Genomic DNA, 25,648 nt, shown 5'->3' on the forward strand with positions numbered 1-25,648 from the left:
ACCTACCATTCTTTCAACACTTCCCGCGAAATGATCATGCGCTGCACTTCGCTGGTGCCCTCGCCGATTTCGGTGAGCTTGGCATCGCGCCAGTAGCGCTCGACGGGATAATCCATGAGGTAGCCGTAGCCGCCGAAGATTTGAATGGCCTTGGTGCAGGCGCGCATCGCCATCTCGCTGGCGAAGAGTTTGGCCATGGCCGCTTCCTTCACAAAAGGCTGGCCGGCATCGCGCAACTGCGCGGCGTGCTGCACCATCAGGCGCGCGGCATGAATCTCGGTGGCCATGTCGGCGAGATACCAGCGAATGGCCTGAAACTCGCTGATCGTCTTGCCGAAGGCCTTGCGCTCGCGCGAATAAGCGGCCGCGCGCTCGAGCGCCGCCTGCGCCAGCCCCACCGCCATGGCGCCGATGCCGATGCGGCCGCCGTCGAGAATCTGCATGGCATATTTGAAACCGTCATTCTCCCGGCCCAGCAGATTCGCGGCCGGCACCCGGCAACTGTCGAATGAAATCTGCCGGGTGTCGCTCGCGCGCAAGCCGAGCTTATTTTCCTTCTTGCCGATGAGCAAGCCGGGAAACTCACGCTCGACGATGAACGCGCTGATGCCCTGGGTCTTGGCCACCTCGTTGTTGGTGCGGGCAAAAACCACATAGGTGCCGGCATAGCCGCCGTTGGTTACGTACATTTTGCTGCCATTCAAAACGTAGTGATCGCCCTGGCGCGTGGCAGTGGTGGTGAGCGCCGCCGCATCGGAACCGCTGTGCGGCTCGGTCAGGCAGAAGGATCCAAACTTTCTGCCGCTCAAGAGATCAGGCAAATACTTCTGCTTCTGCGCTTCGCTGCCGAACAAGTAGATGGGCGTCGCACAGAGCGAGCAATGCGCCGCGACCGACAGGGTTGTGGCCCCGCAGGCGCCCGCAAGCTCCTCGATCATCAACACGAAAGAAACCGTGTCCAGGTCGCCGCCGCCGTAGGCTGACGGGAACGGGATGCCGAGAAAGCCCAACTCGCCCATCTGACGCAGGGCGGCGGCGGGGAACTCCATGGTCTGATCGATTTCAGCCGCCTGCGGCTCCAATTCCTTCTTGGCGAATTCGCGCACCGTGTCGCGAATCATAAGCTGTTCATCGGTAAAATTCAGCATATCGTCTCTCTCAAGTTAGAGGTCCAGGTGAAGCCGGCTCTCGAAAAAATAACGCATCGCCGCTTTGCAGTTTAAACTCTGCTCAAGAAATTCTCCAAAACAAAAATTTTGCGCAAGCGAAAATGCAGGGGGCTTTCCACCAGGGCAATGGCTTTCAAGCTCTCCAGGCCGGAGACAAACCAGGGATCTTTGCAAGCAGGTATTTCCAAAACCCAACGTGGCGTCTCAATTTTCAATTCATCGCACAAATAATGCGCCGTTGCCGCCAGTATGGCGTCGAATTTCTCGTTGCTCAACGCAAACGATTGCGAGATAGCGGAACGGTTTTTATAATAGCGGAAGTCATCGACAAAATCCATCAAGGCAACCACCCAGTTCGAGGGATCGGCTTCGATGCGTTGTTTGGTTTCGCGCAGCGTCGTCATGATTCGAACAGTTCTTCGATAAAATATTGCGTGGCCGGCTTGATTTGTTGTTGGGGATAGTATTTTTCGAGAATGCCAAACACCTCTTGAGGCGTTCTTAGATTCAGCGCTTTGATCAAGAATTCCACGTCTTGCCTGTCCGTCGCTTCGACCCGTGCGGCCAATATTTTCACGGCCAACAAATAATCCGGCTTGGGAACAAAGACTTTGAGATGGGAGAAATCCCAAAGAATCCGTTGTGGGTGTTGCACGACGAAGCCCTGACGGCATCGTTCAACCAATCTTCCCGCAGCTCAAACGCGTCCGCAACACGCCTGTTTGCCTCCCGCATTCGCTGGGCTGGCTAAAAAACAGCGTCAATGTCTTTAGTACTCGGGCGGGCATCATATACGAGACACATCACCGCGCCGCCATAAAGGCAGGTTTCACCTTTCACGTCTAACAACTGCAATTCGTCGTTCAACCTCACGAGGCAAATTTGTATTTGGCTTTTGTCCATTTGTTGACTCTCATACACTCGAAAAGCACGACACAAAGTCGTTATTCTCCCCGAAAATCCGGCATGCGCTTCTCACCAAACGCTGCCAGCGCTTCCCGGCGGTCGCTGGTCGGAATGATGCGGCGATAGCATTCCAGCTCGTAAGCCAGACCCTCGGTCAACGACAAATCCAAGCCGCGGCGCATCGCCTCCTTCGCAGCCTGCACGGCAAGCGGGCCGTTCGCCGCGATCATCTCCGCAAGTTGCATCGTCACATTCAACAGCTCGCTTTCAGACACGACACGATTGGCAACGCCGTGCGCCAGGCATTCCTGTGCATTGAACAATTTCGCCGTGGCAATCCATTCCATGGCGCGGGCATAACCAATGAGCCGCATGAGCCGTTGCGTGCCGCCGGCCCCGGGAATGATCGCCAGCGCGGTTTCGCGCAAGCCCATGGTGGCGTTTTCACTGAGCACGCGCAGATCCGCGGCCAGCGCGAGTTCCATGCCGCCACCCAGCGCCGAACCGTGCACGGCCGCAATCGTGGGCACGTTAATGTCCGCAATCGCCTGGACGGCGCCGCGAATGCCTTGCACCACGCTTTCAACCTGACTCTCGGAAATGTCTTTACGTTCTTTGAGATCAGCGCCGGCGCAAAAATGTTTGCCCTCGCCGCGCACAATCAGAACGCGGAGTCTTTTGTCAAGAACATCTTGATTTGCGCGCTGTGCTGCGACTGTAATCTCGCTTACGAGTTGGCGGCCCAAAGCATTCACCGGCGGGCGGGCGAGAGTCAGATATCCGATCGCATCCTTGCCGTCATATTTGACAAATTCGAAAGCAGCCACAAGCGTTCCCGCGATTTGTTGAATAATGATGATTGTTACAGCCTGCCGGGCGCAATCCTCGCTTTTCTATTTTCTATCCTCGAAATCATCCGGCGCTTCAATTTCCATCTGCAACAGGCCCAGGCCATGGGTCTTGCCCTGTGCATCGCTCTTCAGGCTTTCCGAGCCGCCGCCGCCGAGGGAATCGTGCAGAATGAAATTCAGCGCCATGATGCCGTCGACTTCGTAGCGCTCGACCTCGCCGCGGCAGATCGCGTGAAAATGGCTTTTGACTCTGGCCGGTGTGAGGGTCCTTTTGAGCAACTCATAGCCCGCGCGATCATACGCGACGATGCCAACGTTGCTGGCATCGCCTTTGTCTCCGCTGCGGGCATAGGCAATTTCAGAAAGCCGGATTCGCTTCATCGCGGTGCAGCCTTCTTGTTGCGAGTGAACAGCCGTTGGTTGTCAGTTGTCGGCCGGCCCTTTCAAAGCACCGGCGACGCGCCTGGCGCGGGCACGCCAGTCGACTTCTTCTCCAGCGAGTGCAGCGAGTCCAGCCCCTCGGGCAGCGGCAGCACCCAGCGCACCGGTTGCACCGAGCCGTCTTTGCGCACCAGGCGTTCGACATACTTGAATTTGAGCACGGAATGCTCGACCCAGACGTCATCTTCGATGATCGAGCCGAAGATGTAACTCGTGCCCTTGATCAGTACATTGTTGCCGATGCGTGTGGGAAATTCATCCGAGCCGGTCATGTTCACGCCGGATTCGATCTGGCAGTTTTCCCCGATGGTCAGGTTGCCCTTGATGATGTCACCCTGCAGGATCTGGGTGTTGTTGCCGATGACCAGCCGCTGGTGCGGGTAGGTGCTCAGGTGCACGTTCTCATGAATGACGACGTTCTCGCCCAGTTCGATGTTGCCTTCGAGCGTGGCGCGGCCCTTGATCACCACACCTTTGTTGAGGCTGACTTGCGGCCCGAGGTGCACGCCCTTGCCGATTTCGATGTCGAGCGGCGCGCGCGCGATGTCCATGCCGATGATTTGTTCGATGACTTCATCGGCGATGAAGAAATCATCCTTGTCCTCGATGGAGATGATGTCCTTCAGCCGCTCATAGGCTTTTTCGCGGGCGATCTTCTCCATTTCCTTCAACACGCTTTTGTTGTTGAAGCCCATCACCGTGGAATAGTCATTGGCGCGGGAGGCGCGCACCGCCAGATAATTTTGGTTGAAGATCGCGATGAGATCGGTAATGTAAAGCTCGCCTTGGGCGTTGTTGGTTTGCAGCAATTGGATATAGCGCACCAGCGGCGCGAATTTGAAGGCATACACGCCGGTGTTGAATTCCTGGATGTTGAGCAGTTGTTCGCGGGTGAATTCGTATACGCGATTGTTGTACTGAATGCGATGCGGCTGTTCGGGAGCCAGCGCCAGAATGTCACGATGCTCCATGATCGCGATGACCTTGTCGTAGTCGCTGCCGGAGGATTTGCCGGTGCTGTCCCCGGCGGGCACGCGCAGGATGCGGCCGTAGTAGTTTTCCTCCGGCCGGCCTTGATACTCGGCGGTGAGCACCATCATGTCGCAGGCATTGCGCTCGAAATCCATGCGAAAATCACGGATCGCGCGGCTGGTCAGCAGGCCCATGTCGCCCGGGAAGACAAACACCGCGCCGTCAAACTGATCGTTGATCAGGCTGGTGAGGCCGACGTGCACGGCGTCGCCGGTGCCGCGTTGATCCTGCTGAAAAACGAAAGCACGCGCCGGCGCCGGCCCCAGCGCCCGCGCGACATCGAGCGCTTTGATGCCGACCACCAGAATCTGATTGCCGGTTTCCAAACCGTCGCGTGCCGCATTCGCCACCCGCGTCACCGTCGGCACACCCCAAATCAAGTGCAGCATCTTTGATTTTTCCGATTTGATCCGCTTGCCATGCCCGGCGGCGAGAATCATCGCCACGCGGCTGCTGCTGCGGGCGACCGGCGCGGAAAGCTCGCGCAGGGCTGTCATGATCTCCAAGTTTTGTTCCATGCTCACGGTTGCAGTTCCTTATGTTGAGTTCAACTTGGGGGAGGATTGCGATGATGGTGGCCACGGCAGCGCAGCGTTACAGCGCTGGCCGCCACGCTCAAAACGACACGACTTCGACGCGCGGTTGAATCTTGCTTTTGCTCACCAGCGCCGGCCAATAGCTGATGATGTCAGCGGCCTTGGGCCGGCCACCGGCAAAACCGGTCACGCCCGGCGGCCCGCTGGTGACCAACGGCACGATCTCCATGCCGAAGCGGTCGACCTTGGCCCGGTCGTGACTCTTTGCGCCCACGCGCAGCACGACTTCCGGCGGGTCGACCGGCGGAACAATGCCGGCATGACACACGCCGCTGCCCAGGAATTCCACCAGCCGCTCGCTTTCCGAAAAAGTACAACCATCGAGCGCGAGACGCTGCCAAATGATTTCGGCGCACAGCCGGGCTTTGGCCAGCGCTTCGGGCCCGGCGATGACGAGCTGGCCGGTGGCCTTGTAGCCGTTGTGATAACTGAGACTCACTTTCAAGCTTTCCGTGGGTGCGCTGCCTTTGATGCCATGCACCCGCACGCGATCAGGGCCGGCCTGTTCGAGTTGGATCGTGGTGAAATCCGCAATGACGTCGGGCGTGAGATAGCGCCGCGGATCGCCCATCTCATATACCAGTTGGGAAGCCACGGTTGCAATATTGACCTGGCCGCCGGTGCCGGCATGCTTGGTGATGAAAAACTCGCCGGAGGGCTGGGCCGCGATAATGGGATAGCCGAGGCGGGCAAAATCATCGATCTCGCGCCAATTCGTGTAGTTCGCGCCGGTGCATTGCGCGCCGCATTCCACGATATGCCCGGCGATCGTGCCGGCCGCGAGCTGGTCATAGTCTTGCGGCTGCCAGCCGAATTCATGAATCATCGGGCCGAGCACCAGCGAAGGATCGGTGACCCGGCCGCAGATGACGATGTGCGCGCCCTGGGCCAGCGCCGCGGCGATGGGAAAGGCGCCGAGATAGGCATTGGCCGAGGTGATCTTGCCCTTGATCTCATGGAGCGCGCGGCCGTCATCGAGATTCTTGAACGCCTCGCCGTCCGCTTGCAACTCATTCAACCGGCCGAGAATGTCATCACCGGTAACCGTGGCGACCTTGATACCGGTCAGCCCGAGCTTTTGGATGACCTGGCCGGTCGCGCGTGCGCACGCCGCGGAATTCACCCCGCCGGCGCTCGCGATAATTTTGATACCCTTCTCATGGCATTGCGGCAGAATGCGCTCGAGCATTTGAATAAAGTCGGTGGCATACCCCGCCTCGGGATTGCGGCTCTTGAGCTTCTGCATGATGCTCATCGTGACTTCGGCGAGATAGTCGAGCGTGAGATAATGCAGCGGGCCTTCGCGCACCAGGCGCACGGGGCCGAGAATCGAATCGCCCCAAAAGCCCTGGCCGTTGGCGATGAGAAGAGGAGAGGTGGCGTTCATGTCAGTTCGTCGAGTTATCAAAAGTCCACATGTGTGAAATTATTGCGCCATTTCAAATCCGATGTTTCAACTGCGAATATCAATATACGTTTTCAACGCTGTTTCGATGTCGGGCATTTTCGCAACTTGAATTTCAGAAAGTTTTCGCAACAGCCTCTCTTTGGCAACAGTTCTGATTTGGCCGCCCAAAACCAACGAATCCACCTTCAAGCCGGAGTCTTCAGATCGCAATATTACGTTGATCGGGAATCTGCTGCCCGCCAAGTTGCTTGTGAGTGGCAAAACACAAACGGTCGCACCAAATTCATTCGTCACGTCGTTGCTAACGATGAGACATGGCCGCGTGCCCATTTGCTCGCTACCTTTTGTAGGACTCCAATCGTCCAGCCAAATTTCTCCCCGCTTTACTCCCACCACTTCTCCGCCTCGCCGTTTTCAATTTCAAGACCTGGTGCAGTCGCCAATCCTTCTTCCGCCAAGTTCACTTCAAAAGCGTGCTCGGCTTTTGTCGAGGTCAGATAAGCATGTTTGAGTTTTTCCAAAGCGTGCTCGTGATTTTGGCTCGCCGCCAGAATCGCGATCTTGAATTTTTCCCCGACGCCTTGCGGCAAAGGCTCTTTTAGCTCAAGATGTGTTTCATCCATTACCACAGCTTCTAGAATTGATATGGCTTCGGGCATTATAATTCCTTTTGTGTTAAAAATGAAACCAGCCTCATCGCCTCAGCCAGGTAATCGAGCGTGAGATAATGCCGGGGGCCTTCGCGCACCAGGCGCACGGGGCCGAGAATCGAATCGCCCCAAAGGCCCTGGCCGTTGGCGATGAACAGTGGAGAGGTTGTGGTCATGACAGTTCGAAGTGATCAGTATCGTTCGCGTCAAAACGAGGAATTCGCGCCGTTAGAAAGGCAAGATACGAATTCTAGCTCTAGCCGCATCTAGCGTAATCAAAACGCCGCGATCAAGTTCATCTTCATACTGACGTAATATGGACACCAATAGATTTTCTAGATGCTCCGGCAGCGTATCCTGCGTGCGAACTTGAATCACACTCGGCCCAGTAGCGCGGGTCAAAGCCAGCAAAGTGCCGAAATCCAGATCGTGCGTGAAGACGGTATATCCATTTGTTCTGGCCCATTCACAGAATCCTCCGCGCGAGAATCACCAATGGTTGACCAGTGCAAAGTCTGCCAGCCATGGCGTTCAAACACGCTCACCCATTCGGGCGAGAGATTCATGTCAATAAGCAATTTCATGCGGTCAGCAAAGGCAATTCGATTTCTTCAACCCGCCAAGCGGCGTAGGCCAGTGCCTCGCGAATGTCTTCCGTTTCCAAATATGGATACGCCTTCAGAATTTCAGTATCAGAGTAACCCGTTGCCACCAACCCCACGATCATTCCTACCGTGACGCGCATGCCGCGAATGCAGGGCTTGCCACCCATGACGTTCGGGTTGAGGGTTATTCGCGTGAGATTGCGCATTGTATTCTCCTAAAGTTCTTTCAGAATGTTCATCATCGCCTCAGCCGGGTAATCGAGCGTGAGATAATGCAGCGGGCCTTCGCGCACCAGGCGCACGGGATTGAGAATCGAATCGCCTCAAAAACCCTGGCCGTTGGCGATGAAAGCTTATGGCTGTTGGCCTGCATCCATGTGATCGAGGAATTTCACCATCTCAGCAGCAAAGTCGCTCAAATCGTCCAAACGGCTCAAGTGCTCGCGCAAGAGGCGTTCCGGATCAAGAAACAAGCAGTCCTGCACGAGAATGTTTCTGCCGCCGCCGCTTCCGGTCAAGCGTTGCGCCAGAGCCGGTGAAATGACGCCGCCCTTGACGAGAGTTTGGCTGACCTCATCTTTTTCCTCCGGCAGGGGCAAAGACAACTCTGCAATCAGATGATTTCCGAATATCAAGCACGCATGGCACGGCAATTTGCAACGTTCACTCTCCGGCGGCCCGCAAAATATCATCGCTGCGGTAAGTCTCCTCGCCTCCTGCGCGCATGCTTTCGAGCTTGACGAGCATGTCATGCAGTTTGTTGAGCCGCACGCGAATGGAATCGTGACGGACGGCCATATTGCCTGGTTTGGATCCTGCTTCGAATGATTTCTCATTCGGATTTGCGGTGCGGGGCCGCGTCATGCTGCCTTCGCAACGTTGCGAAGACGAAGGCCGCGCTTGCTGCTGCATTGATCCCCTGGATCGGCTCCTCAGTGATGCCGTCAGCGCTTTGTTCGGTGGCAGGCGTGGATGGCACCGATCAGTTACGTGGCCGAGGCAACGCCAGGCCTGCGCCAAGACCGCTCGCCGACAAGTGGGCGCTGTCTGCGCAAGCCTGGCTGGGCAGTTCCGGTTACTTGGTGAACTTCGCAAACGCGCTTTTGAATGCCCCCTTCAGCTCGGTCCAGCTCTTTTCCGCGCCCGCCTTGATGTCCTCCCAGGCTTCGTCGCTGGCTTCCTGCAGTTGATTGAATTTCAGCATCGCGGCATCTTTCTTGGCCCGCAATTCGGTGATTTGCTCTTCGATTTCGATCTTCGCGCCAGCTTTGGCCTGGTCCGCTTTCAGTCTCAATTGATCGAGCTCGGTGTCCCACTCTTGCAGTTGCGCGGCCAGCTTCTGCAAATAGGATGCTTTCGTTTCCATGACCCTGCTCCTTTCGGTTAATGTAATATTGGCCTGCTCTTTTGGGCATCTGATGTGAGTCAGATGCAGGAATTGAGGAATTCTATCCCCAGGGTTCCAACCACTCTTTTTCAGACAATCCGGCTTGGCGGTGCAATGGTGCCGGCGTTTTGTTCTACTTCGGCAGATTCTGTTTCGTGCCCACGAAACACGTGAGATACACCCAAAGGCCTTTCGCAGTTATCGTGTGTTGGGCGGTAGAAATTCAAACTTGCCCATGAAGAATTAGACGCTCATCTTTTCTCTCTGAAAATATTTCCGCCACGCTTCCAACGGCGCAGGACGAGGGATAAGCTCCTATTCATCCCCTGCGGCGCGAACGCTCTCAAGACAAAGTTGAACAGCCTCGGCAATGTTTTTTGGCCTGAGCCAAGGTGCGGCCTGGCGAGGCCACGTCAAGCTCCAGACATCGGGCGGAATTGAGCCGGCCTTCTTTTTCGATCAAGACATGCAAATCAAGCGGCTTTGCATTTCCGTATTTTTTATTCATGTTTCATCTCATTTTTCATTCATCCTTCACTAACCGACTTGCGATGTGCATCACATCCTCATCACACCCGTGCGATACTCGCCCATTTCTGCCCGGTGCGCCGCCATCTCCAAGCCGGTGATCAGCGTCCGCCGCATTTCCCGGGGATCGAGCATGCCGTCTCCTAGCAGGCGCGCGAGAAGAGAGTGAGACCTCCGCCTTCTGCTTGTCAACGAGTCACCGGTGCAACTCCCCGTGTGCTTTTTCGGAAAACTCTTTTTTCGCATGCCTGAAGGTCGTGCGCGCGGCACAAACTCACGCTGCTTCGCGTTGCAAGCCTTCATCAATCCACCGTTTTAGTACAGCGTGTGTGGGCATTCTCTTTCTGCGCGCTATTTTTTGGGTCTTTTGCCATTGCTCAGGGCCGAGCCCCAAGAGCTCTGCCAGGCGCTCTGCCTTTCTTTTTTGCAGGTGAGCTTTGAAAGACGGGGAGACTTCGATGGTTTCATCCAAGTCTTCCATCTCGTATTCCGTGGTATCGTGCGTGTCCCAAAAACGCGCTTCCTCTTCCAAAGTCTTGAAAGTTGGGGTCGGCAGCAATGTCTTTGGTTTGATCGGCGCAGCGCGCCGTGGCCTATTTCTTTTTTTGGTTTTGTGCATAATATTTCTCTTTCAAAGTAGAGTCGCGTGCCGTTATTGGATACGCGCGACTGCGGCCGCGATAGGTGAAGATCACTGTCAAACACCGTCCGCTGCGCGTCCGGCCATAGGCAATGTGTTTTCCGTCTTTGGTTTTGCGCAGAAATGGGCGATTTTCGAGAACTTCTTCGACTTCGAGAAATTCTACGCTATGCTCGCCGATATGGGAGACGTTCCAGTCATCCCATTCACACGAAATAATTCGCACCGGCATTGCCCTCGGAATAGCAACAAAGACTGCATTGGTGTGATTCTGATCGAGGTCACATCCGCATCACGCCGGTGCGATACTCGGCCAGTTCCGCCCGGTGCGCCGCCATTTCCAGGCCGGTAATCAGCGTCCGCCGCATTTCCCGGGGATCGAGAATGCCGTCCACCATCAGGCGTGCCGAAGTGAAGTAGGGCGAGGCCTCTTCATTGTATTTCGCAACCAGGCGTTTGCGGAAGGCGGATTTCTCCTCGGGCGAAAGTTCCTTTTTGGTAAGCAGAACCGTGTCGGCCGCAATGCCGCCATCCATCACCGCCAATTTAGCCGTCGGCCAGGCGAAAATCAAGGCCGGGTCATAGGCCTTGCCGCACATGGCGTAGTTGCCCGCTCCGAAGCTGTTGCGAATGACGACGGTAAACTTCGGCACCACGGCATTGGCCTGCACGTTAACGAATTGGGCGCCGTCTTGAATGATGCCGCCGCTCTCCGCCTGCTTGCCGACCATGAAGCCGGTGACGTCATGCAGGAAGAACAGCGGAATGCGACGCTCATTGCACAGCATGATAAAGTGCGTCGCCTTGTTGGCCGAGTCGGAATAGATGACGTTGCCCATTTGCACCTGCGGCGGCTGCGGCCGGCCGAGATGATCCGGCGGCATGTGCCGTTTCACCGCCATGCCCTGGTTTGCCACAATGCCGGCGGAAAAACCGCCAATACGGGCAAACGCGGTCACAATGGTTTTGCCGTACTCCGGCTTGAATTCTTCGATGCGACTGCCGTCCACGAAGCGCGCAATGATCTCGCGCATGTCGTAGGTGCCGGCGGCATTTTCCGGCAGGATGCCGAGCAGCTCCTCGGGATCGTACGCCGGTTCTTCCGTGGCGGTGCGGTCAAATGGCGAACGCGGCGCATAGTTCAAGAGCGCCATCTGCTCGCGGATAAAGGCGATGGCCTCGTCTTCGGTGTCGAAGCGATAGTCTGCCACGCCGGAGACCGCGTTGTGCATGGTCGCGCCGCCGAGCGTCTCCGAGTCCACTACCTGGCCGACCGCGGCTTTCACCAGAAACGGCCCGGCGAGATACATGCTCGAGTGTTCGGTGATCATCGCCAGCTCGCTCGACATGCCGGGCAAATAGGCGCCGCCCGCCACGCAGAAACCGAAAACCACGGCAATCTGCGGAATGCCCATGGCGGCCATCCTGGCGTTGTTGCGGAAGATGCGGCCGAAGTGCTCGCGATCGGGAAAGATCTCCGCCTGGCGCTCAAGATTGACGCCGGCGGAGTCCACCAGATAGATGATGGGCAGGCGATTCTCCATCGCGATTTCCTGCGCGCGCAGATTTTTTTTGCAAGTGATCTCAACCCAGGCCCCGCTTTTCACCAATGGATCGTTGGCGACGATCACCGCCAGCTTGCCGGACACGCGGCCGATCTGCACGATGGTGCCGGCGGACGGATAGCCGCCGGGAATATCGTGGTACATGTTCCAGGCGGCGAACAAGCCGATTTCGAGCGGCTCGCCGCCGGGATCGAGAATGCGCCGGATTTTTTCACGCGCGGGGTATTTGTTGCGCGTCGCGAGCTTTTTCACCGCGGCGGGTGCAGGCTCACGAATCTCCTTGGCACGCAGATTCAACTCACTGAGCAAGCGCAGCGAATGGCTGTGGCGTTTCTTGTATTCTTCGGATTTGGTGTCGAGCTGAGTGGGGAAGACTTTCATGCAGGCTCCGTCACGGGAATTCGATTTCATCGCGATGTTTGCCGGCGCGGCTTACTTCTTGACAGTCGGGCGGTGATCACTCCAACTGAGCTGTGGGCCGTCAAATAACAGAGACAGAAGATTGAGAATGTCTCGCTTGAGAATTCCCCATTCTTGAGCGATTAACAAGTATTTTCCTCTGAAGGTCCGCTGAAGAAAGAGCAATTCCAATTGCGCGGCGGGAGCAAAGCTTGCGTTGCCATCGAACCCCTCCAGCTCGTAGCTTTCACCGGCAATAACTCCCACACCGAGGCGAGCGACGGAGGCTGCGGGCAGCAGGGTCACATCAGACCCGGTGTCAAGCAGCATGGGAACGTCAGACAAGAGGCCACCATGGCGGGGGTCACGCAGTGTGACTCGGGCCAAAGGTGCAGGTGGATTGAACCATGCCGTCTCATATGCTGGCATCAGAAGGTCCTTCAATCACCATCATTTCTTTGACGAAATCTTTGGCCTGTTCCGGATGAACCAGCCGCGGGCTGTAAACGTGTGCGACGCGTTTGGCTTCCCAGTCCGGCACGATAACATAGACTCTGGTCTTTTCCGGTAACTGAACGTTCTCCTCGAGCCGGATCAAACCGTTGTCAACGATGCCTTCATAAGCCAGTACTTTCATGGTTCACCTCGCTTTCATCATCGCTATGATGGTGCCCGCAACCAGCCGGCATCTCAGCGCTTATTTCTTACGGTAAATTTCGCGGCGATGGCCGATACTGTGAATGATGACGGTTTTTTCATCATGAAGTATCTGATAGATGATTCGATAATCGCCTTCACGGAGTTTATAAAAACCTTTGAGATTGCCTGCAAGGCGCTCAGGTTTGATGCGATCCAAGTTTGCGACAAGCCATGTAATTCGTTTATCATACGACGCCCAACTGGCTTGTCAAGTTCTTCCAGTTCATTCGCTGCCTGTCTCAGTATACGAGCCGCATACATGGCTTCTATTCCAGTTCAAGACGCCGAGTGACCTCCTCCAAGCTCTCGCCGCGCTCACCACCTTCCACCGCCTTCCTTTGAGCGAGCAATCGGTCCCGTACCGATTTGCGCACGCTCAAACCTTCGTCTGGATCGCCTGGCAATTCCAGCAATTTTTGTTCGATGAGCCTTCCCAGCATATCTTGCAGCTCATCCATTGTCATTTGAGAAACGGTAGTTGCCATTCTTTCTCCTTCACGTTTGCAATCAGCCTCTAACGAATATCCTTCACCCGCAATTGAATCGTTGTCCGCCCCTGCCAGGTGTTTTCTTCGACCAGGTAGGCGAGATCGACGTCACTGCGGCCGTCGGTGAGGCGATGGCGCAAATCGCCCAGGTTGAAGCCGATGCAGTCCAGCCGCCGGTTGCCCTGCATGACATTGAAGCGCAAATGGTTGTTGCCGACGATCTGGGGATTGCCGAGCACGCGCAGCCCGCGCGAGACGAACACCGGCCGCATGTTCTGCGGGCCGTAGGGCGCCATGGCTTTGAGAAATTTCATGAAGCGCTCGTTGATGTCGGCGAATTCGATCTCGCCGTCGATCAACAGCCGCGGCTTGAGCATGTCGGCGCTCAGCGTTTGCGCCGCGATCTCCTGCAGCTTCGCGCGCAGGCTCGCGATGTGGTCGGTGCGGATGCTGAGGCCGGCGGCGTACTTGTGGCCGCCGTAGGCGAGCATCAGCTCCTGGCACTGGGTGAGCGCGTGGTGAATGTCGAAGCCGGGAATGCTGCGCGCCGAGCCTTTGCCCATGCCGTTGTCGGTCGAAATCATGATCGTCGGGCGATAGAACTTCTCGACGACGCGCGAGGCGACGATGCCGATCACGCCGGTGTGCCAGGCCTCACGATCGAGCACGATGACGTTGTCGCGGCCGAGATCACACTGCCGCTCCACCAGCTCGAGCGCTTCGCGAAAAGTACTGTCATCGATGCTGCGGCGCTCGCGGTTTTCGGCATCCAGCACGCAGGCAATGCTCTGCGCCTGTTCGGGATCATCGGCGGTCAGCAAATCCACCGCCCGGTTGGCGTCGCCCATGCGGCCGACCGCGTTGATGCGGGGCGCCAGAATGAAGACGATGTGGCCGGTGCCCAGCTCGCTGCCCTGCAGGCTGCACACATTGATCAGCGCCTGCAAGCCGATGTTCTCGGTGGCGTTGAGTTTTTCGACGCCGGCTTTGACCAGAATGCGGTTTTCATCGGTGAGCGGCACGATGTCCGCCGCGCTGCCGATCGCCACCAACTCGACGTGGCGCAGCAGCGTCGCGGGATCCTGCCCGAGGTGCCGGCACAAGGCCTGCATCAACTTGAACGAGACGCCCACGCCCGCGAGTTCTTTGAAAGGATAGGGACAATCGCTGCGCTTGGGATCGAGCAGTGCGGTGGCGGGCGGCAGCAGCGGGCCGGGTTGGTGATGATCGCATACGATCACGTCCATGCCCAGGGCACGCGCCCGGCGGATTTCCTCGACCGCGGAGATGCCGCAATCGACCGCGATGATGAGATTGACGCCCTGAGCGTGCGCCTTCTCGATGCCGGTGAGCGACAGGCCGTAGCCTTCGCGCAGGCGCTCGGGAATGTAGTGGGGCACGTCGCAGCCCAGGCTGCGAAAAACCAGCTTGAGCAGCGCGGTGCTGGTAACGCCGTCAACGTCATAGTCGCCGTAGATCAGGAGGCGCTCCCGCCGCGCCAGTGCGGTGGCGATACGCGTGACCGCGGTTTTCATATCCGCCATCATAAAGGGATCATGCAGCCGCTCGAGGTCGGTGCGGAAGAAGCTGCGCGCGCTGTCGGCTGATTCGATGCCGCGATTGAGCAGGACCCGCGCGATGATGGGCGGCACACTCAATTCCTGCGCCAACCGCAAAACCGATTCCTGAGGCGTGGCCTCGATAAACTGCCATTGTAACGTCATGATGATGCCTTTGGGGCTGGAGAGGAACGGTCAAATGGGAATCACAACCGGAATCCAACGCACGGCCGGCGGCCGATACTGCCGCTCGCCGGCGCGCGCCTGCGCTGCGGGCGCCGCACTGCCGCAGCCATCAGCGCCAGCAGCCGGGTGGGCTGGCGTGGCTCCGGGTGTGGGCTTGCATGCCGGCGCCATTGTAAAGATTTCAGCGCCGAATTTCAAGCGAAAATCTCGGGTGAACTTGGAGTTTGCAATTCAAGCGCGAAGTTTTATATTGCGGCTGCCACGCACAGCCGGAATTGTTCAGCTTGCAATCGAGGAAATCGTCGGAATCTTCCATGAGAAAACTGCGCGTTTGTGTCGTCTTCGGCGGCCGCTCGGGCGAGCACGAAGTCTCGCTGGTTTCCGCCACCTCCATCATCAATGCGCTGGACCGCGAGAAATACGAAGTGGTGCCGGTGGGTATCACCAAGTCCGGCCGCTGGATCAGCGGCAGCCAAGCCCTCGCTTTTTTGAAAAGCGGGCAGGACACCAGCCACTCGCTGGCAATGGTGCCGCCCGATCCTAACGAACATCGTTTGGTCTCTGCGGCGCCGGCAGCCATGCAGGAACTGGCCAGTGAGGCCGGCATCGACGTGGTCTTTCCGGTGTTGCACGGTCCGCTCGGTGAAGACGGCACGGTGCAGGGCCTGCTCGAGCTCGCCAACCTGCCCTACGTCGGCAGCGGTGTGCTCGGCTCGGCGGTGTGCATGGACAAAGTCGTGCAAAAAGCGCTCTGCCTGCAGGCGGGCATTCCGGTGGTGGATTTTCTGTGGCTGCGCTCGGAAGATTGGTTCAGTGACAAGTTCGAGCATTTCCCCATGGCGGTGCATCCGCAGCGGTTGAGTGGAAAAACGCGCGCCGAGATTTTGCGGGCGGTCGAAGAAACGCTCGGCTTTCCGGCTTTCATCAAACCGGCGAACATGGGTTCGAGCGTCGGCATCAGTCGCGCGCGCACGGCCGAGCAGGTGGCGGCTGGCATCGAGGAGGCGGCGCGCTACGATCACAAGATTCTCATTGAAGCCGCCGTCGTCAACCCGCGTGAAATCGAAGTGAGCGTGCTGGGCAATCTGCGCCCCAAAGCCTCGGTCTGCGGGGAAGTCGTGCCCTCGAACGAATTTTATGATTACGACGCCAAATACGTCGATGGCGCCTCGCAACTCCACCTCCCGGCGAATCTACCGCCTCTGCTCGCGCAGAAGATCCGCGCCTGCGCGGTCATGGGCTTCATCGCCTGTGAATGCCAGGGCATGGCGCGCGTCGATTTCCTGCTCGAACGCGACTCCGACACGTTTTATCTCAATGAGATCAATACCATTCCCGGTTTCACCCAGATCAGCATGTATCCCAAACTGTGGGAAGCGAGCGGCATGGCATATGCGGAGTTGTTGGATGAGTTGATCCAGCTTGCGCTGGCCTGGCATCATGCCAAAAACAAACTCCTGACCTCTTATCAGCCCAAGCAGGACTGGTTCAAATAGCCGCCGGCCGGGCGGGCATGTGCCGGCCGTGACCGATGGCGCTGCAGCCGCGGGACAAATTCAAGAGGAGCCCTGTCACGATGAAGCGAGAACCACAGCACCCCGACGCCGGGCTCAGCGCTCAAGCCCTGCAGGAAGAGAACCTCCGCCTGCAGCGGGCGGTGCAGGAATTGGCGCTGTTGAACGATCTCGCCCGTGAGATCGGCGCCTCGGTCAACATGCAGACGATCATGCAGACCATTATCCGGCGCTCGCTGCGCGCCGTCAACGCCGAGCAGGGCGTGATCACGCTGATCGACCTGCAGGCCTCGACTTCGATGAAAACGCTGGTGCGCACGCGCGCCAGCTCCGACCGCCAACAGGCCTTTCACCTCGAGCAAAATCTGCAAGGCTGGATGCTGCTGCACAAGCAGCCGCTGGTGATCAACGATCCGGCGCACGACGAGCGCTTTCGTGGCGTCGAATGGGAGAAATCCATCCGCTCATTGCTGTGTGTGCCCCTGCTGATCAAATCGACGCTCACCGGCATTCTCACCATCTACAACAAAAGAGAGGGCGGGGGATTCACCCCGGATGATCAGCGCCTGCTCGGCATCATCGCGGCACAATCGGCGCAAGTCGTGGAGAACGCCCGGCTCTACGAAGAAGAACAGGCGCTCTTGCGCATGCAGGAACAGGTTCGCCTGGCGGCCAAGATTCAGCTCGATTTGCTGCCCAAAACCATGCCCGTGCTCGCGGGTTATGAGATCGCCGGCAAGACTGTGCCCGCGCAAAGCGTCGGCGGCGACTATTATGACTTCATCCCCCTGGCAGAACATCGCCTCGCCCTGTGCCTCGGCGATGTCACCGGCAAGGGGCTGCCGGCTTCGCTGTTGATGGCCAATCTGCAGGCCACCATGCGCGGCCAGGCCTTGGCGAGTGCCTCGGTGACCCAGTGCGTGCAACGCGCCAACACGTTGCTCCATCAAAGCACCGACGAGGAAAAATTCGCCACGCTGTTTTATGCCGTGCTCGATTCGCACGCGCATATTCTCCACTATGCCAACGCCGGCCACAACAATCCCTTCCTCTTTTCCTCCTCGCAACCCCAGCCGCAGCCCTTGAAAACCGGCGGCATCATGTTGGGGTTATTGCCGGACTATTCATTCAAAGAAGCCAGTATGGCCCTGCAGCCCGGTGATTTGCTGGTGATCTATTCGGACGGCATCACCGAAGCGCAGAATGCCTTCGCCGACGAGTTCGGGGAAGAACGCCTGCTCGCCGTGGTGAACCAACATGCCGGCGTAGCGCTGCCGGAGTTGGTTGACACGCTGCTGCAGGAAGTGGCGGCCTTTACCGGACCAACGCCGCAGCAGGATGACATGACTTTGGTGGCTTTGCGGAGAGTGGCATGATCGACTATGCCGTTCTCCTCATCGCAACATTCTCACGTCATACTTGTCCCGCCTGGCAAAGTGCTTGCTTGCGAAGAGGATTGCCGCATGGTTTGAATGGTGGACTTTTGTGAATAAGCTGTCGTTTGATCAAAATCCCACTGCTCTTTTCATCGTCGTTGCGGTCGATTCTGCGGTGCACGCCCTGGCACCAGCCGCCCCCTGCCTGCCGTGATTGCGCCGCTCAACAAAATTTCCCGCCGTCACTTATCTTTTGCATCTTCCGGCAAAAAATCTTATCATCGGCACATTTTGAAAGTCACAAATCCAGGCTTCCGTACGATTGATTCATTGGAGGAATGCATGCGTTGTCACTGCCTCTGGCTGCTGCTTCTGCTGGCCTTTGGCCTGGCGGGCTGCGGCCAACCAGCGGTCTCTGAGTCCGATGCCGCCAATCTCATTGCACAGGAGGAGATTCTCAAGGACACGCGCGCGTTGTCCGCGGACGACATGGAAGGCCGCGCGCCCGGCACTGCGGGCGGCGACAAAGCCGCGGCGTACCTCGCCAACCGTTTCAAGGAAGTGGGCCTCGCGCCGGTGAATGGCAGCTACTTCCAAACCGTGCGCATGGTGGGCATGAAGAAAGACGCCAGCCGCTCAACGCTCAGCCTCTCGCATCCGCTTGGCGAGTTGGATTATCTCTCCGATTCGACCTTGACTTATTGGTCAACCGCGCAAAAGCCGGTGGTGGATTTGCACGAGGCGCCGCTGGTGTTCGTGGGCTACGGCGTGGAAGCCCCCGAGCACAACTGGGACGATTTCAAGGGCGTCGACGTGGCCGGCAAGGTGCTGTTGTTTCTCAACAACGATCCGCCGGTGACCGAAAACGGCGTTGAATTATTCCAGGGCAAGACCCGCACCTACTATGGCCGCTGGACCTACAAGTTCGAGCAGGCAATGAAACACGGTGCCGCCGGCGCGTTCATGATTCACACCACGGAATCCGCCAGCTATGGCTTCAATGTGGTACAACACAGCGGCGGCGAAGAGCATTTTGCGCTCGACTTGCCCAACAGCGGCTATCAGGTGGAAGTGCTGGGGTGGATCGATCAGGCCACCTCCGCGCGCCTCGCGCAAGCCATGGGCACCACGCTGGACGGCCTGTTTGCGCAGGCTGCCAGCCGCGACTTCAAACCGATCGATACCGGCGTGCGGGTGAGCGCGCATCTCGAAACCACGATTCGCAAAGTCGAAACCAAGAACGTGATCGGCATGGTGGAGGGCAGCGATCCGAAGCTCAAGGAGCAGGTGATCGTGTTCTCTGCGCATTATGATCACCTCGGCAGGAACGACGATCTGCCGGGCCCGGACAAAATCTACAACGGCGCCTGGGATAATGCCCTGGGCACCGCCGGTCTGATCCATCTCGGCCGCGCCTTTGCTTCTTTGCGGGAGCGGCCGCAGCGCTCGATCCTGATGCTTGCCTGTGCCGCCGAAGAAAGCGGCCTGCTGGGCAGCCAGTGGTTCACCGTCGATCCGCCGTTTGCGCTCGAGCGCATCATCGCGAATTTCAATGTGGATATGCCGCAGATCTTCGGCGTGACTGCCGACCTCGCCGCCATCGGCCTGGACACGAGCACTCTCGGCGAGGCACTGCGCGAGGCCGCCGGCCAGTATACGGTGGTCGATTCCGCCGGCCAGCCGCAGCCGCTCCTGGTGCGCGGCGATCCCAACCCGAATGCCGGCAGCTTCTACCGCTCGGATCAGGTCAACTTTGCCAAAGCCGGCATTCCGGCGTTGTACCTCAATCCCGGCAAGCAGTATGTGCGGCCGCCGGCGGTCGATCCGAAGGAATATCATGACGCGCATTACCACCGCGTCACCGACGAAGTGAATGAGGTGTGGGATCTTTCTGGCTGCGAGCGCGACTTGCGCATTTTCTTCGCGGCCGCGCTCAATGTCGCCAACGCGCCGGAACGGCCGCGCTGGGTGGCGGGAAGTGAATTCGAAGAAGAATGGAAGGAGCTGTACGGCGAATAATCCGTCTCGGCACGGATTCTCTGATCACCAAGGCCTCCGGCGACAAACAGAAAGCGATGCCTTGGTGGTCAAATCTGGTTTTGCCGCGGCCTCGCTTTGGATTGAATCAAAAGCACAGACACAGCTTGACCGTGCCAATCTCTTCAGAGTGAGACGGTTGTTTCGGAAGCAATAATTTCCTCCAGCCGATAGAAACGCACCCAACTGATAAAGCGCTTCTTGACGTTTTGGGTCGTTTCCATCTGTCGGCGATTTCCTTTGAGCTGCGATTTCTCCGGGTGGGGGGAGAAGCTGCAGCACCGCACAATCACTCAGCTTGACGCCCAGGCGGGCCGGCAGTGAGTTCCTCCGCAGCAACAATCCAGCTTGCCATGGTCGACTCAGCCACTGCCGCTCGCCGGATTGCGGCGGTTTGCAATTGGGTGAGCAGGTTTGTAGTCCCCGCCGCTGGTGCGCGGCTGTCAAAGCCAATGAATTCACGGTTGCCACAGTGCCCCACGAGGGCGCAAGGCCACGATTCCTGTGCCCGCGTTTGAAAAACGGTATAACGGCGGCTTGCACCATTCTCCCTTGTCCTGCCCGCAGCAATTTCACTTCACCAACAAAACCTTCGCATGCTGCGTCTGCGTCGCAGTGGTCAGACGCACGAGGTAGACGCCCGCCGGTTGCAGCCGGCCTTCGTCATCGCGTCCCTCCCAACGCAGGACATTCTGCCCTGCCGGTAGCAATTGCTCATGCAGCAGCCGCACGCGCTGGCCGAGCAGGTTGTAGACGGCGAGCGTGGCGAGCTCCGATTTCGGCAGGGAAACGCGGATGGTCATCGCAGCGGAGGCTGCGGCGCTGGCAGGTGAAAACGGGTTGGGATGGCATTGCAGAAGCTGATAGGAAGCGGGTGTCGGTGATTCCGACACGGCGGTGGCAAACTGGCCGATGAGGCGCGCCACCGAGTCGCGCATGGCGGCTTTCCGGGCGAAGAGAATGTCACCCGGGCAGGCGGTGGCGCGCACTTCACGATGGCCGTAGATGTGATCGCGCACCGCGCCGTAGGCGGCATACACGCTCGCGCCTTTGGGATCGATGCCGCGCTGGTCGCACTTCCAAGCCAGCAGGGAATAGAGCGCATGCAGCAGCTCGGGCGTGGGTTGATGATTGTAGGGCGGATGAAAATATCCCAGCGCGGAAACGCCCATGCTGCCGGCATTGAAACCGTCGTGCGCGCCGCGCACGTCGCTGGCGTCATTGTCGTCTTCGCGGGCCTGAAAGAGGTGGCCGTGCTTGCAGATGGTGTAATTGTAGCCGATGTCGATCCAGCCGTTGGAATCCATGTGATAGGCCTGAATCGCGCGCACGCGGGCGGCGCAATCCTCGTAGCTGCCGACATTGAAATCGGAAATGCCGGCGGTGTGATGAAAGCCGAGATGTTTGGCGGTGGTGTATTGATAACCTGTGCTCGGCGATCGCGCGCCCCATTCCGCCCGTTTATAGATGCGCGGCTTCGGCACGCTGCCTGGTTTGGCCAGGGGCGCCGGAATCTCGTTCTGCTGCGCTCGTGCGCTCGCGCTGAGGGCCGGGCCATTCATTGAATTGATGATCTGCAGCGACATGCGCTCGAGTTGCGGGGCCGTGCCGGAGAATTCCAGCCGGTATTGCACCCAGCGGCTGCTGGGATCGACGAAGACCAGCGCGCCGCTTCGGTCGCCCGCAAAGGGATTGGGCCGGCCGTCTTCGGTGAGCGCCGCGATCGGCTCTTCTTCGGCGGGTACTGGCAGCCAGTTGCCCCACTGCCCGCCGTCTGCCCGCACGCGCACGAACACCTGCACCTCAGCCCCGGCTGGTGTTGTCGCCAGCCAGTGCGGCCCAACAGCGTTGAACGTGAACGGGCTTTTGATGGCCGGCGAAACATAATGCGCGCGGCCGGCGCCGGGCGAAAGCGCGAGCAGATTCCCGGTGAGTTGCAGGTCGGGCTGTCGTTCACCCTGCCCAAAGTCTTTTGTGGTGTGAATGATCTGCAGGGATTGCGTTTCCGCGGCGCGCGCGACGGCGCCAATCGTCCCCAACAAGAAAAGCACCGTCCCCAGCCGCTGCTGCCACCGGTGAAACTCAGGCATGTTTCCTCTCCGTGATCCTGGTTGTTGCGGTTTGGATGAAATGGCCGGCAATATCACGATTCCGGTCTGCAAAGGCAAGCGCAGATTTACGCGCGCGGGCCGAAACTAAAGCTTGCAGGGCAGAGGGCGGATGCGTACCTTGCGCCTTGCTTTCGCAAAGCGAATCCGGTTACGAGGGCTGCGGTCTGGCTGATCTCCGGCATTTGATTGCGGGAACTCGAAGGTGTCTACCCCAACAATGGAGTTTGAAATGATCAATCGCGCGATACTCGTATTGGCGATGGCTTCGACGGTTGGCTGTCAGGAAACAATCAAGTTTGACAAACCCCTGGAGGATGAAATGGATCCCGTGGTCGTCATGACAACAACGGCCGGCGATATTTACCTCGAGCTTTTCCAAAAGGACGCACCAAAGACCGTCGCCAATTTTCTCGAACTGGCGGAGGGCACGAAGGAATTCAAAGATCCCAAAACCGGCCAGATGGTCAAGCGGCCTTTCTACGACGGCTTGAAGCTTCACCGCGTGATCAAGGATTTCATGATGCAAGGCGGCTGTCCGCTCGGCACCGGCACCGGTGATCCGGGTTACCGCTTCGAAGATGAGATCAACGCCGCCGGGCTCGGCCTCGACAAGATCAAGCTCACCGAAGCACAGTTTTCCCTGCAGGCTGAGGTGCAGCGCTATCAAATGTATCTCGGACAAAAGCTCGGTATCCGCTCCCAGGCCGATCTCGATGCCAAGCGTGAGCTGGTCGAGGCGGAAATGGTCCGCCTGAGCCAAATGTCGCTGATGGAACTGTATCAAGCGGTGGGCTACCAGTATGACAGCACCAAGAGTTCCCACAAGGCGGTGCGTGGTGCGCTGGCCATGGCCAATTCCGGCCCCAACACCAACGGCTCGCAGTTCTTCATCAACCAGATCGATACCCCCTGGCTGGACGGCAAGCACACGGTTTTTGGCCAGGTGGTGAAGGGCATGGAGGTGGTCGACAAGATTTGCAACTCGCCGGTGAATCAACAATCCCAGCCGCAGCCGGAGATCAAGATCGTGTCGGTCAAGGTGCATCAACGGGGCAAGAATTAGTCGTCTGCCGCCCTGACCGAACGAGCCGGAACCAAATCCTGCCACTGCGGCACGAGGTCGCTGTTTGGTGTCTTCATGCTTTGGTGATGAGCAAGGCTCTGCTTTTGTTGCAATGAGTCAACTGCAAAGCGCCGCGCCGGATTTCACCTGCCCGAACGATTGGTGCGCCGGAAAATTTGCCGGCCCTGTTTCTCCTCCCGCCGGCATTTGAGTGTATAGTAGTTGAAAGTTTCGCCTGACACGCATGTAATGATTTTGCCGGCGCTTTCCCGCAGGCGCCTGGAGAAGAGAAATTGAAAGCCGGATTTGAACTCAAAGACGGGGCCCTCGTCCCCAGCACTGGTGAGCAGCCCACGATTTTGGTCTACGCCGCGCCCAGCGAGCAGGAAAAACAGCAGCTCATCGCAACTCTGCGACTGGATGCCTATGACCTGGAATCGGCCCTCGATCCCGATGAAATTTCGCGCGTGGAGTTTGCCAACGACCGGGTGGCCTTGATTTGGAAGCGGCCCAAGAATGCTTCTTTCGACCAGCGCTTGCAGCTCGATGTCGCCTCGCTCGGCCTGTTTCTGCACCAGGACCGGCTGCTGGTGATCATGAGCGAATTGGCGATTCCCTTCGCCGCCAAGGAGTTCCAGGGCGCAGGCTCGGCCGTGGAGATTCTGCTGCGCTTCCTGCTGCACACGGTGCATCATTACCTCGGGCATCTCAAGGCAATCAAACAACTCACAGTCGAGTTGGAATCCAAAATCAGCTCGTCGATGGAAAATCGCTACCTGCTGCAGATGTTTGCGCTCGGCGAGAGCCTGATTTATTATCTCAACGCCATCGAAGCCAACGGCGCGGTGCTGGCCAAGCTGCGCGGCAACGTCGAGCGCCTCAAGCTTTTGCGCCAGCAGGTGGAATCGCTCGACGACATCATTCTGGAAAACCAGCAATGCGCGCGGCAGGCGCAGATCTACAGCTCGGTGCTCTCCGGCCTGATGGACGCGCGCGGCACCATCATCAACAACAACATGAACGTGCTGTTGAAAAATCTCACGCTCATCAATATCATCTTTCTGCCGCTCAACCTCATCGCCAGCATCGGCGGCATGTCGGAATACAGCATGATGACCAAAGGCGCCGACTGGCGGCTGTCCTATGCGATTTTTTCGCTGGGCATGGTGGTGCTGGGCTGGGTGACGTGGGTGGTTTTGGTGCGCAGCCTGGACAAACGGCAGCGCAAGCGTGAAAACTTCAAACACTGAGGGAAGGTTTGGATACCTCGCGACTGTCCCACTTGCTGCAAGCCTACCGCCAGGCGCCGCCCCAGTTCCACGCGACCAGCTATTGGCAGTCCTACGAAGAAGAGATCCTCCAGACCATTGCTGCCGCAGATTTGAACGAGCTGCGCTCCGGCAAGTATCCGGTGTTTGCCTCGTTCGGATTCAGCGACGTGGTCTACACCTACCATCCCAACACGCCATGGTGGAAAAACTGGCTGCTCAAGCTCCTGCATCGCCACGTCATCAAGGATCGGCGGGTGCTGCCCTACGGTCTGCGCATTCCGGACATTCAGCGGATGGCCTATCACTACTGCAAACTGCGTGGTGAGTTGAGCGGCGCCAGGTCGATCCGCGACCTCGCCATGTCCACCTTCGGCAATCCCGGTGATCTCTTCAAGATTCAGGGCCGGGCCTACTCGGTTCACTTTCTGAGCTATTATCTGCGCTATTGCTTCGTGCAACAGTATGTTGGATTTCAGGGGGAGGAGACTGTGGTGGAGCTCGGCTCCGGCTCGGGCTATCAGATCGAAATTCTCAAAAAGCTCCATCCCGGGATGACGATTCTCTGTTTCGATTTGCCCGCGCAGATTTTTTTGTGTGAAACCTATCTCACGCACGCGCTGGGCCGCGGCCGGATTGTCGGCACCGAAGAAACGGCGCAAATGACGGACTTGTCCGGTCTGCGGCGCGGATTGGTCTATTGCTTCGGCAATTGGCAATTTCCCCTGCTCGAGCATTTCAAGTTCGACGGCTTTTGGAATGCGGCCAGCTTCGGCGAAATGGAGCCGGCGGTGGTGCAAAACTATTTGTCATATGTTCTGGGAAATGCCGAATGGATCTATTTGCTGCAAGCGCGCCGCGGCAAGGAAACCGTGGGCCGGGCCCGCGTGCGGCAGCCGATCACGTTTGAAGACTATGCCAGGTATCTGCCGGGATACACTTTGCGGAAACAGCAGCACGCTTACCAAGCCCACAAGCGGTTGACGCAATCCGGCGGCTATTTCGAGGCGGTGTGGGTGAAGGAAGAGAGCAGTTGAAGCAACGCCACGTGGCGGCGGCCGGCCGTGGTGACACTTGCAGCGTAAATGGAAATCCCCTGGCGTTGCCCTTCACGGGCAATGCCAGGGGATTTGTTTTGCAACCGCTGTGATCCGCGATCCGCCGTGCACA

At 58.1% G+C, this 25,648-nt stretch carries 29 protein-coding genes and 1 pseudogene; 7 read left to right on the top strand and 23 right to left on the bottom strand.

Annotated elements, in window-relative coordinates; genetic code table 11:
* Positions 1-2 precede the first annotated feature (2 nt).
* The 12 genes and pseudogenes from L6R21_16595 to L6R21_16650 all read right to left on the bottom strand — a co-directional run bounded on the left by L6R21_16595 (position 3) and on the right by L6R21_16650 (position 7,864).
* Positions 3-1,145, bottom strand: a complete 1,143-nt coding sequence (locus L6R21_16595) for an acyl-CoA dehydrogenase family protein (GenBank protein ID MCK6560815.1) — start codon at positions 1,143-1,145, stop codon at positions 3-5.
* A gap of 74 nt (positions 1,146-1,219) precedes the next feature.
* The gene (locus L6R21_16600) at positions 1,220-1,573 is read right to left on the bottom strand and encodes a hypothetical protein (GenBank protein MCK6560816.1); all 354 of its coding nucleotides are present in this window, start codon (positions 1,571-1,573) and stop codon (positions 1,220-1,222) included.
* On the bottom strand, positions 1,570-1,824 hold the full coding sequence (locus L6R21_16605) for a hypothetical protein (GenBank protein MCK6560817.1): 255 nt from the start codon (positions 1,822-1,824) through the stop codon (positions 1,570-1,572). Before L6R21_16605 ends, L6R21_16600 begins: the two co-directional genes overlap by 4 nt.
* Positions 1,825-2,113: 289 nt before the next feature.
* Complete coding sequence (locus L6R21_16610) at positions 2,114-2,902, bottom strand: enoyl-CoA hydratase-related protein (protein ID MCK6560818.1); 789 nt, start codon at positions 2,900-2,902, stop codon at positions 2,114-2,116.
* Between the two features lie 66 nt (positions 2,903-2,968).
* Positions 2,969-3,307 (bottom strand): hypothetical protein, encoded by a 339-nt coding sequence (locus L6R21_16615; protein MCK6560819.1) that lies wholly within the window; start codon positions 3,305-3,307, stop codon positions 2,969-2,971.
* A gap of 62 nt (positions 3,308-3,369) precedes the next feature.
* Complete coding sequence (locus L6R21_16620) at positions 3,370-4,917, bottom strand: NTP transferase domain-containing protein (GenBank protein ID MCK6560820.1); 1,548 nt, start codon at positions 4,915-4,917, stop codon at positions 3,370-3,372.
* A gap of 97 nt (positions 4,918-5,014) precedes the next feature.
* Positions 5,015-6,382, bottom strand: coding sequence for a DUF1446 domain-containing protein (locus tag L6R21_16625; protein ID MCK6560821.1), 1,368 nt, complete (start codon positions 6,380-6,382; stop codon positions 5,015-5,017).
* A 66-nt stretch (positions 6,383-6,448) separates the two neighbouring features.
* Positions 6,449-6,796: a type II toxin-antitoxin system PemK/MazF family toxin gene (locus tag L6R21_16630; protein ID MCK6560822.1), complete on the bottom strand. Its 348-nt coding sequence runs from the start codon at positions 6,794-6,796 to the stop codon at positions 6,449-6,451.
* A complete protein-coding gene (locus L6R21_16635; GenBank protein ID MCK6560823.1) occupies positions 6,787-7,062 on the bottom strand; it encodes a hypothetical protein in 276 nt (91 codons plus the stop codon). Before L6R21_16635 ends, L6R21_16630 begins: the two co-directional genes overlap by 10 nt.
* On the bottom strand, positions 7,062-7,229 hold the full coding sequence (locus L6R21_16640; protein ID MCK6560824.1) for a DUF1446 domain-containing protein: 168 nt from the start codon (positions 7,227-7,229) through the stop codon (positions 7,062-7,064). The genes L6R21_16635 and L6R21_16640 overlap by 1 nt, the downstream gene beginning before the upstream one ends.
* Before the next feature lie 52 nt (positions 7,230-7,281).
* Positions 7,282-7,637, bottom strand: a pseudogene (locus tag L6R21_16645) (DUF5615 family PIN-like protein).
* Positions 7,634-7,864, bottom strand: coding sequence for a DUF433 domain-containing protein (locus tag L6R21_16650; GenBank protein MCK6560825.1), 231 nt, complete (start codon positions 7,862-7,864; stop codon positions 7,634-7,636). The pseudogene L6R21_16645 and the gene L6R21_16650 overlap by 4 nt, the downstream one beginning before the upstream one ends.
* A 66-nt stretch (positions 7,865-7,930) precedes the next feature.
* Here L6R21_16650 and L6R21_16655 point away from each other — a divergent pair, with 66 nt between their 5' ends.
* Positions 7,931-8,197 carry a hypothetical protein gene (locus L6R21_16655; protein ID MCK6560826.1) on the top strand — a complete coding sequence of 89 codons (267 nt, stop codon included), beginning with the start codon at positions 7,931-7,933 and terminating at the stop codon, positions 8,195-8,197.
* Between the two features lie 536 nt (positions 8,198-8,733).
* Here L6R21_16655 and L6R21_16660 read toward each other — a convergent pair.
* The 10 genes from L6R21_16660 to recJ form a co-directional block, all read right to left on the bottom strand.
* Positions 8,734-9,024 carry a coiled coil domain-containing protein gene (locus tag L6R21_16660; protein ID MCK6560827.1) on the bottom strand — a complete coding sequence of 97 codons (291 nt, stop codon included), beginning with the start codon at positions 9,022-9,024 and terminating at the stop codon, positions 8,734-8,736.
* 364 nt (positions 9,025-9,388) lie between these two features.
* Positions 9,389-9,553: a hypothetical protein gene (locus L6R21_16665; protein MCK6560828.1), complete on the bottom strand. Its 165-nt coding sequence runs from the start codon at positions 9,551-9,553 to the stop codon at positions 9,389-9,391.
* Positions 9,554-9,847: 294 nt separating this feature from the next.
* Positions 9,848-10,192, bottom strand: a complete 345-nt coding sequence (locus tag L6R21_16670) for a BrnA antitoxin family protein (protein MCK6560829.1) — start codon at positions 10,190-10,192, stop codon at positions 9,848-9,850.
* Positions 10,167-10,445 carry a BrnT family toxin gene (locus L6R21_16675; GenBank protein MCK6560830.1) on the bottom strand — a complete coding sequence of 93 codons (279 nt, stop codon included), beginning with the start codon at positions 10,443-10,445 and terminating at the stop codon, positions 10,167-10,169. The genes L6R21_16670 and L6R21_16675 overlap by 26 nt, the downstream gene beginning before the upstream one ends.
* 49 nt (positions 10,446-10,494) lie before the next feature.
* The gene (locus L6R21_16680) at positions 10,495-12,159 is read right to left on the bottom strand and encodes an acyl-CoA carboxylase subunit beta (protein ID MCK6560831.1); all 1,665 of its coding nucleotides are present in this window, start codon (positions 12,157-12,159) and stop codon (positions 10,495-10,497) included.
* Positions 12,160-12,210: 51 nt separating this feature from the next.
* Positions 12,211-12,507 (bottom strand): hypothetical protein, encoded by a 297-nt coding sequence (locus L6R21_16685; GenBank protein ID MCK6560832.1) that lies wholly within the window; start codon positions 12,505-12,507, stop codon positions 12,211-12,213.
* Between the two features lie 85 nt (positions 12,508-12,592).
* On the bottom strand, positions 12,593-12,814 hold the full coding sequence (locus L6R21_16690; protein ID MCK6560833.1) for a hypothetical protein: 222 nt from the start codon (positions 12,812-12,814) through the stop codon (positions 12,593-12,595).
* 60 nt (positions 12,815-12,874) lie between these two features.
* Positions 12,875-13,033 carry a type II toxin-antitoxin system RelE/ParE family toxin gene (locus L6R21_16695; GenBank protein ID MCK6560834.1) on the bottom strand — a complete coding sequence of 53 codons (159 nt, stop codon included), beginning with the start codon at positions 13,031-13,033 and terminating at the stop codon, positions 12,875-12,877.
* A gap of 109 nt (positions 13,034-13,142) precedes the next feature.
* Positions 13,143-13,361 carry a hypothetical protein gene (locus tag L6R21_16700; protein ID MCK6560835.1) on the bottom strand — a complete coding sequence of 73 codons (219 nt, stop codon included), beginning with the start codon at positions 13,359-13,361 and terminating at the stop codon, positions 13,143-13,145.
* 29 nt (positions 13,362-13,390) lie between these two features.
* A complete protein-coding gene (gene recJ / locus L6R21_16705; protein MCK6560836.1) occupies positions 13,391-15,088 on the bottom strand; it encodes a single-stranded-DNA-specific exonuclease RecJ in 1,698 nt (565 codons plus the stop codon).
* Positions 15,089-15,423: 335 nt separating this feature from the next.
* On the opposite strand from recJ, the gene L6R21_16710 reads away from it, so the two are divergent.
* The 3 genes from L6R21_16710 to L6R21_16720 all read left to right on the top strand — a co-directional run bounded on the left by L6R21_16710 (position 15,424) and on the right by L6R21_16720 (position 20,018).
* Positions 15,424-16,605 carry a D-alanine--D-alanine ligase gene (locus tag L6R21_16710; protein ID MCK6560837.1) on the top strand — a complete coding sequence of 394 codons (1,182 nt, stop codon included), beginning with the start codon at positions 15,424-15,426 and terminating at the stop codon, positions 16,603-16,605.
* A gap of 80 nt (positions 16,606-16,685) precedes the next feature.
* Positions 16,686-17,999: a PP2C family protein-serine/threonine phosphatase gene (locus L6R21_16715; GenBank protein MCK6560838.1), complete on the top strand. Its 1,314-nt coding sequence runs from the start codon at positions 16,686-16,688 to the stop codon at positions 17,997-17,999.
* A 342-nt stretch (positions 18,000-18,341) separates the two neighbouring features.
* Positions 18,342-20,018 carry a M28 family peptidase gene (locus L6R21_16720; protein MCK6560839.1) on the top strand — a complete coding sequence of 559 codons (1,677 nt, stop codon included), beginning with the start codon at positions 18,342-18,344 and terminating at the stop codon, positions 20,016-20,018.
* 590 nt (positions 20,019-20,608) lie between these two features.
* Here L6R21_16720 and L6R21_16725 read toward each other — a convergent pair.
* Complete coding sequence (locus L6R21_16725; GenBank protein ID MCK6560840.1) at positions 20,609-22,126, bottom strand: N-acetylmuramoyl-L-alanine amidase; 1,518 nt, start codon at positions 22,124-22,126, stop codon at positions 20,609-20,611.
* Positions 22,127-22,466: 340 nt separating this feature from the next.
* On the opposite strand from L6R21_16725, the gene L6R21_16730 reads away from it, so the two are divergent.
* The 3 genes from L6R21_16730 to L6R21_16740 all read left to right on the top strand — a co-directional run bounded on the left by L6R21_16730 (position 22,467) and on the right by L6R21_16740 (position 25,515).
* On the top strand, positions 22,467-23,210 hold the full coding sequence (locus L6R21_16730; protein MCK6560841.1) for a peptidylprolyl isomerase: 744 nt from the start codon (positions 22,467-22,469) through the stop codon (positions 23,208-23,210).
* A gap of 293 nt (positions 23,211-23,503) precedes the next feature.
* Entirely contained in the window at positions 23,504-24,460 is a 957-nt protein-coding gene (locus tag L6R21_16735) for a magnesium transporter CorA family protein (protein ID MCK6560842.1), read from the top strand.
* Positions 24,461-24,468: 8 nt separating this feature from the next.
* Positions 24,469-25,515: a putative sugar O-methyltransferase gene (locus L6R21_16740; protein MCK6560843.1), complete on the top strand. Its 1,047-nt coding sequence runs from the start codon at positions 24,469-24,471 to the stop codon at positions 25,513-25,515.
* Positions 25,516-25,648: the final 133 nt, after the last annotated feature.

This window comes from bacterium (genome assembly GCA_023150945.1).
Classification (GTDB): Bacteria; Zhuqueibacterota; Zhuqueibacteria; order Zhuqueibacterales; family Zhuqueibacteraceae; genus Coneutiohabitans.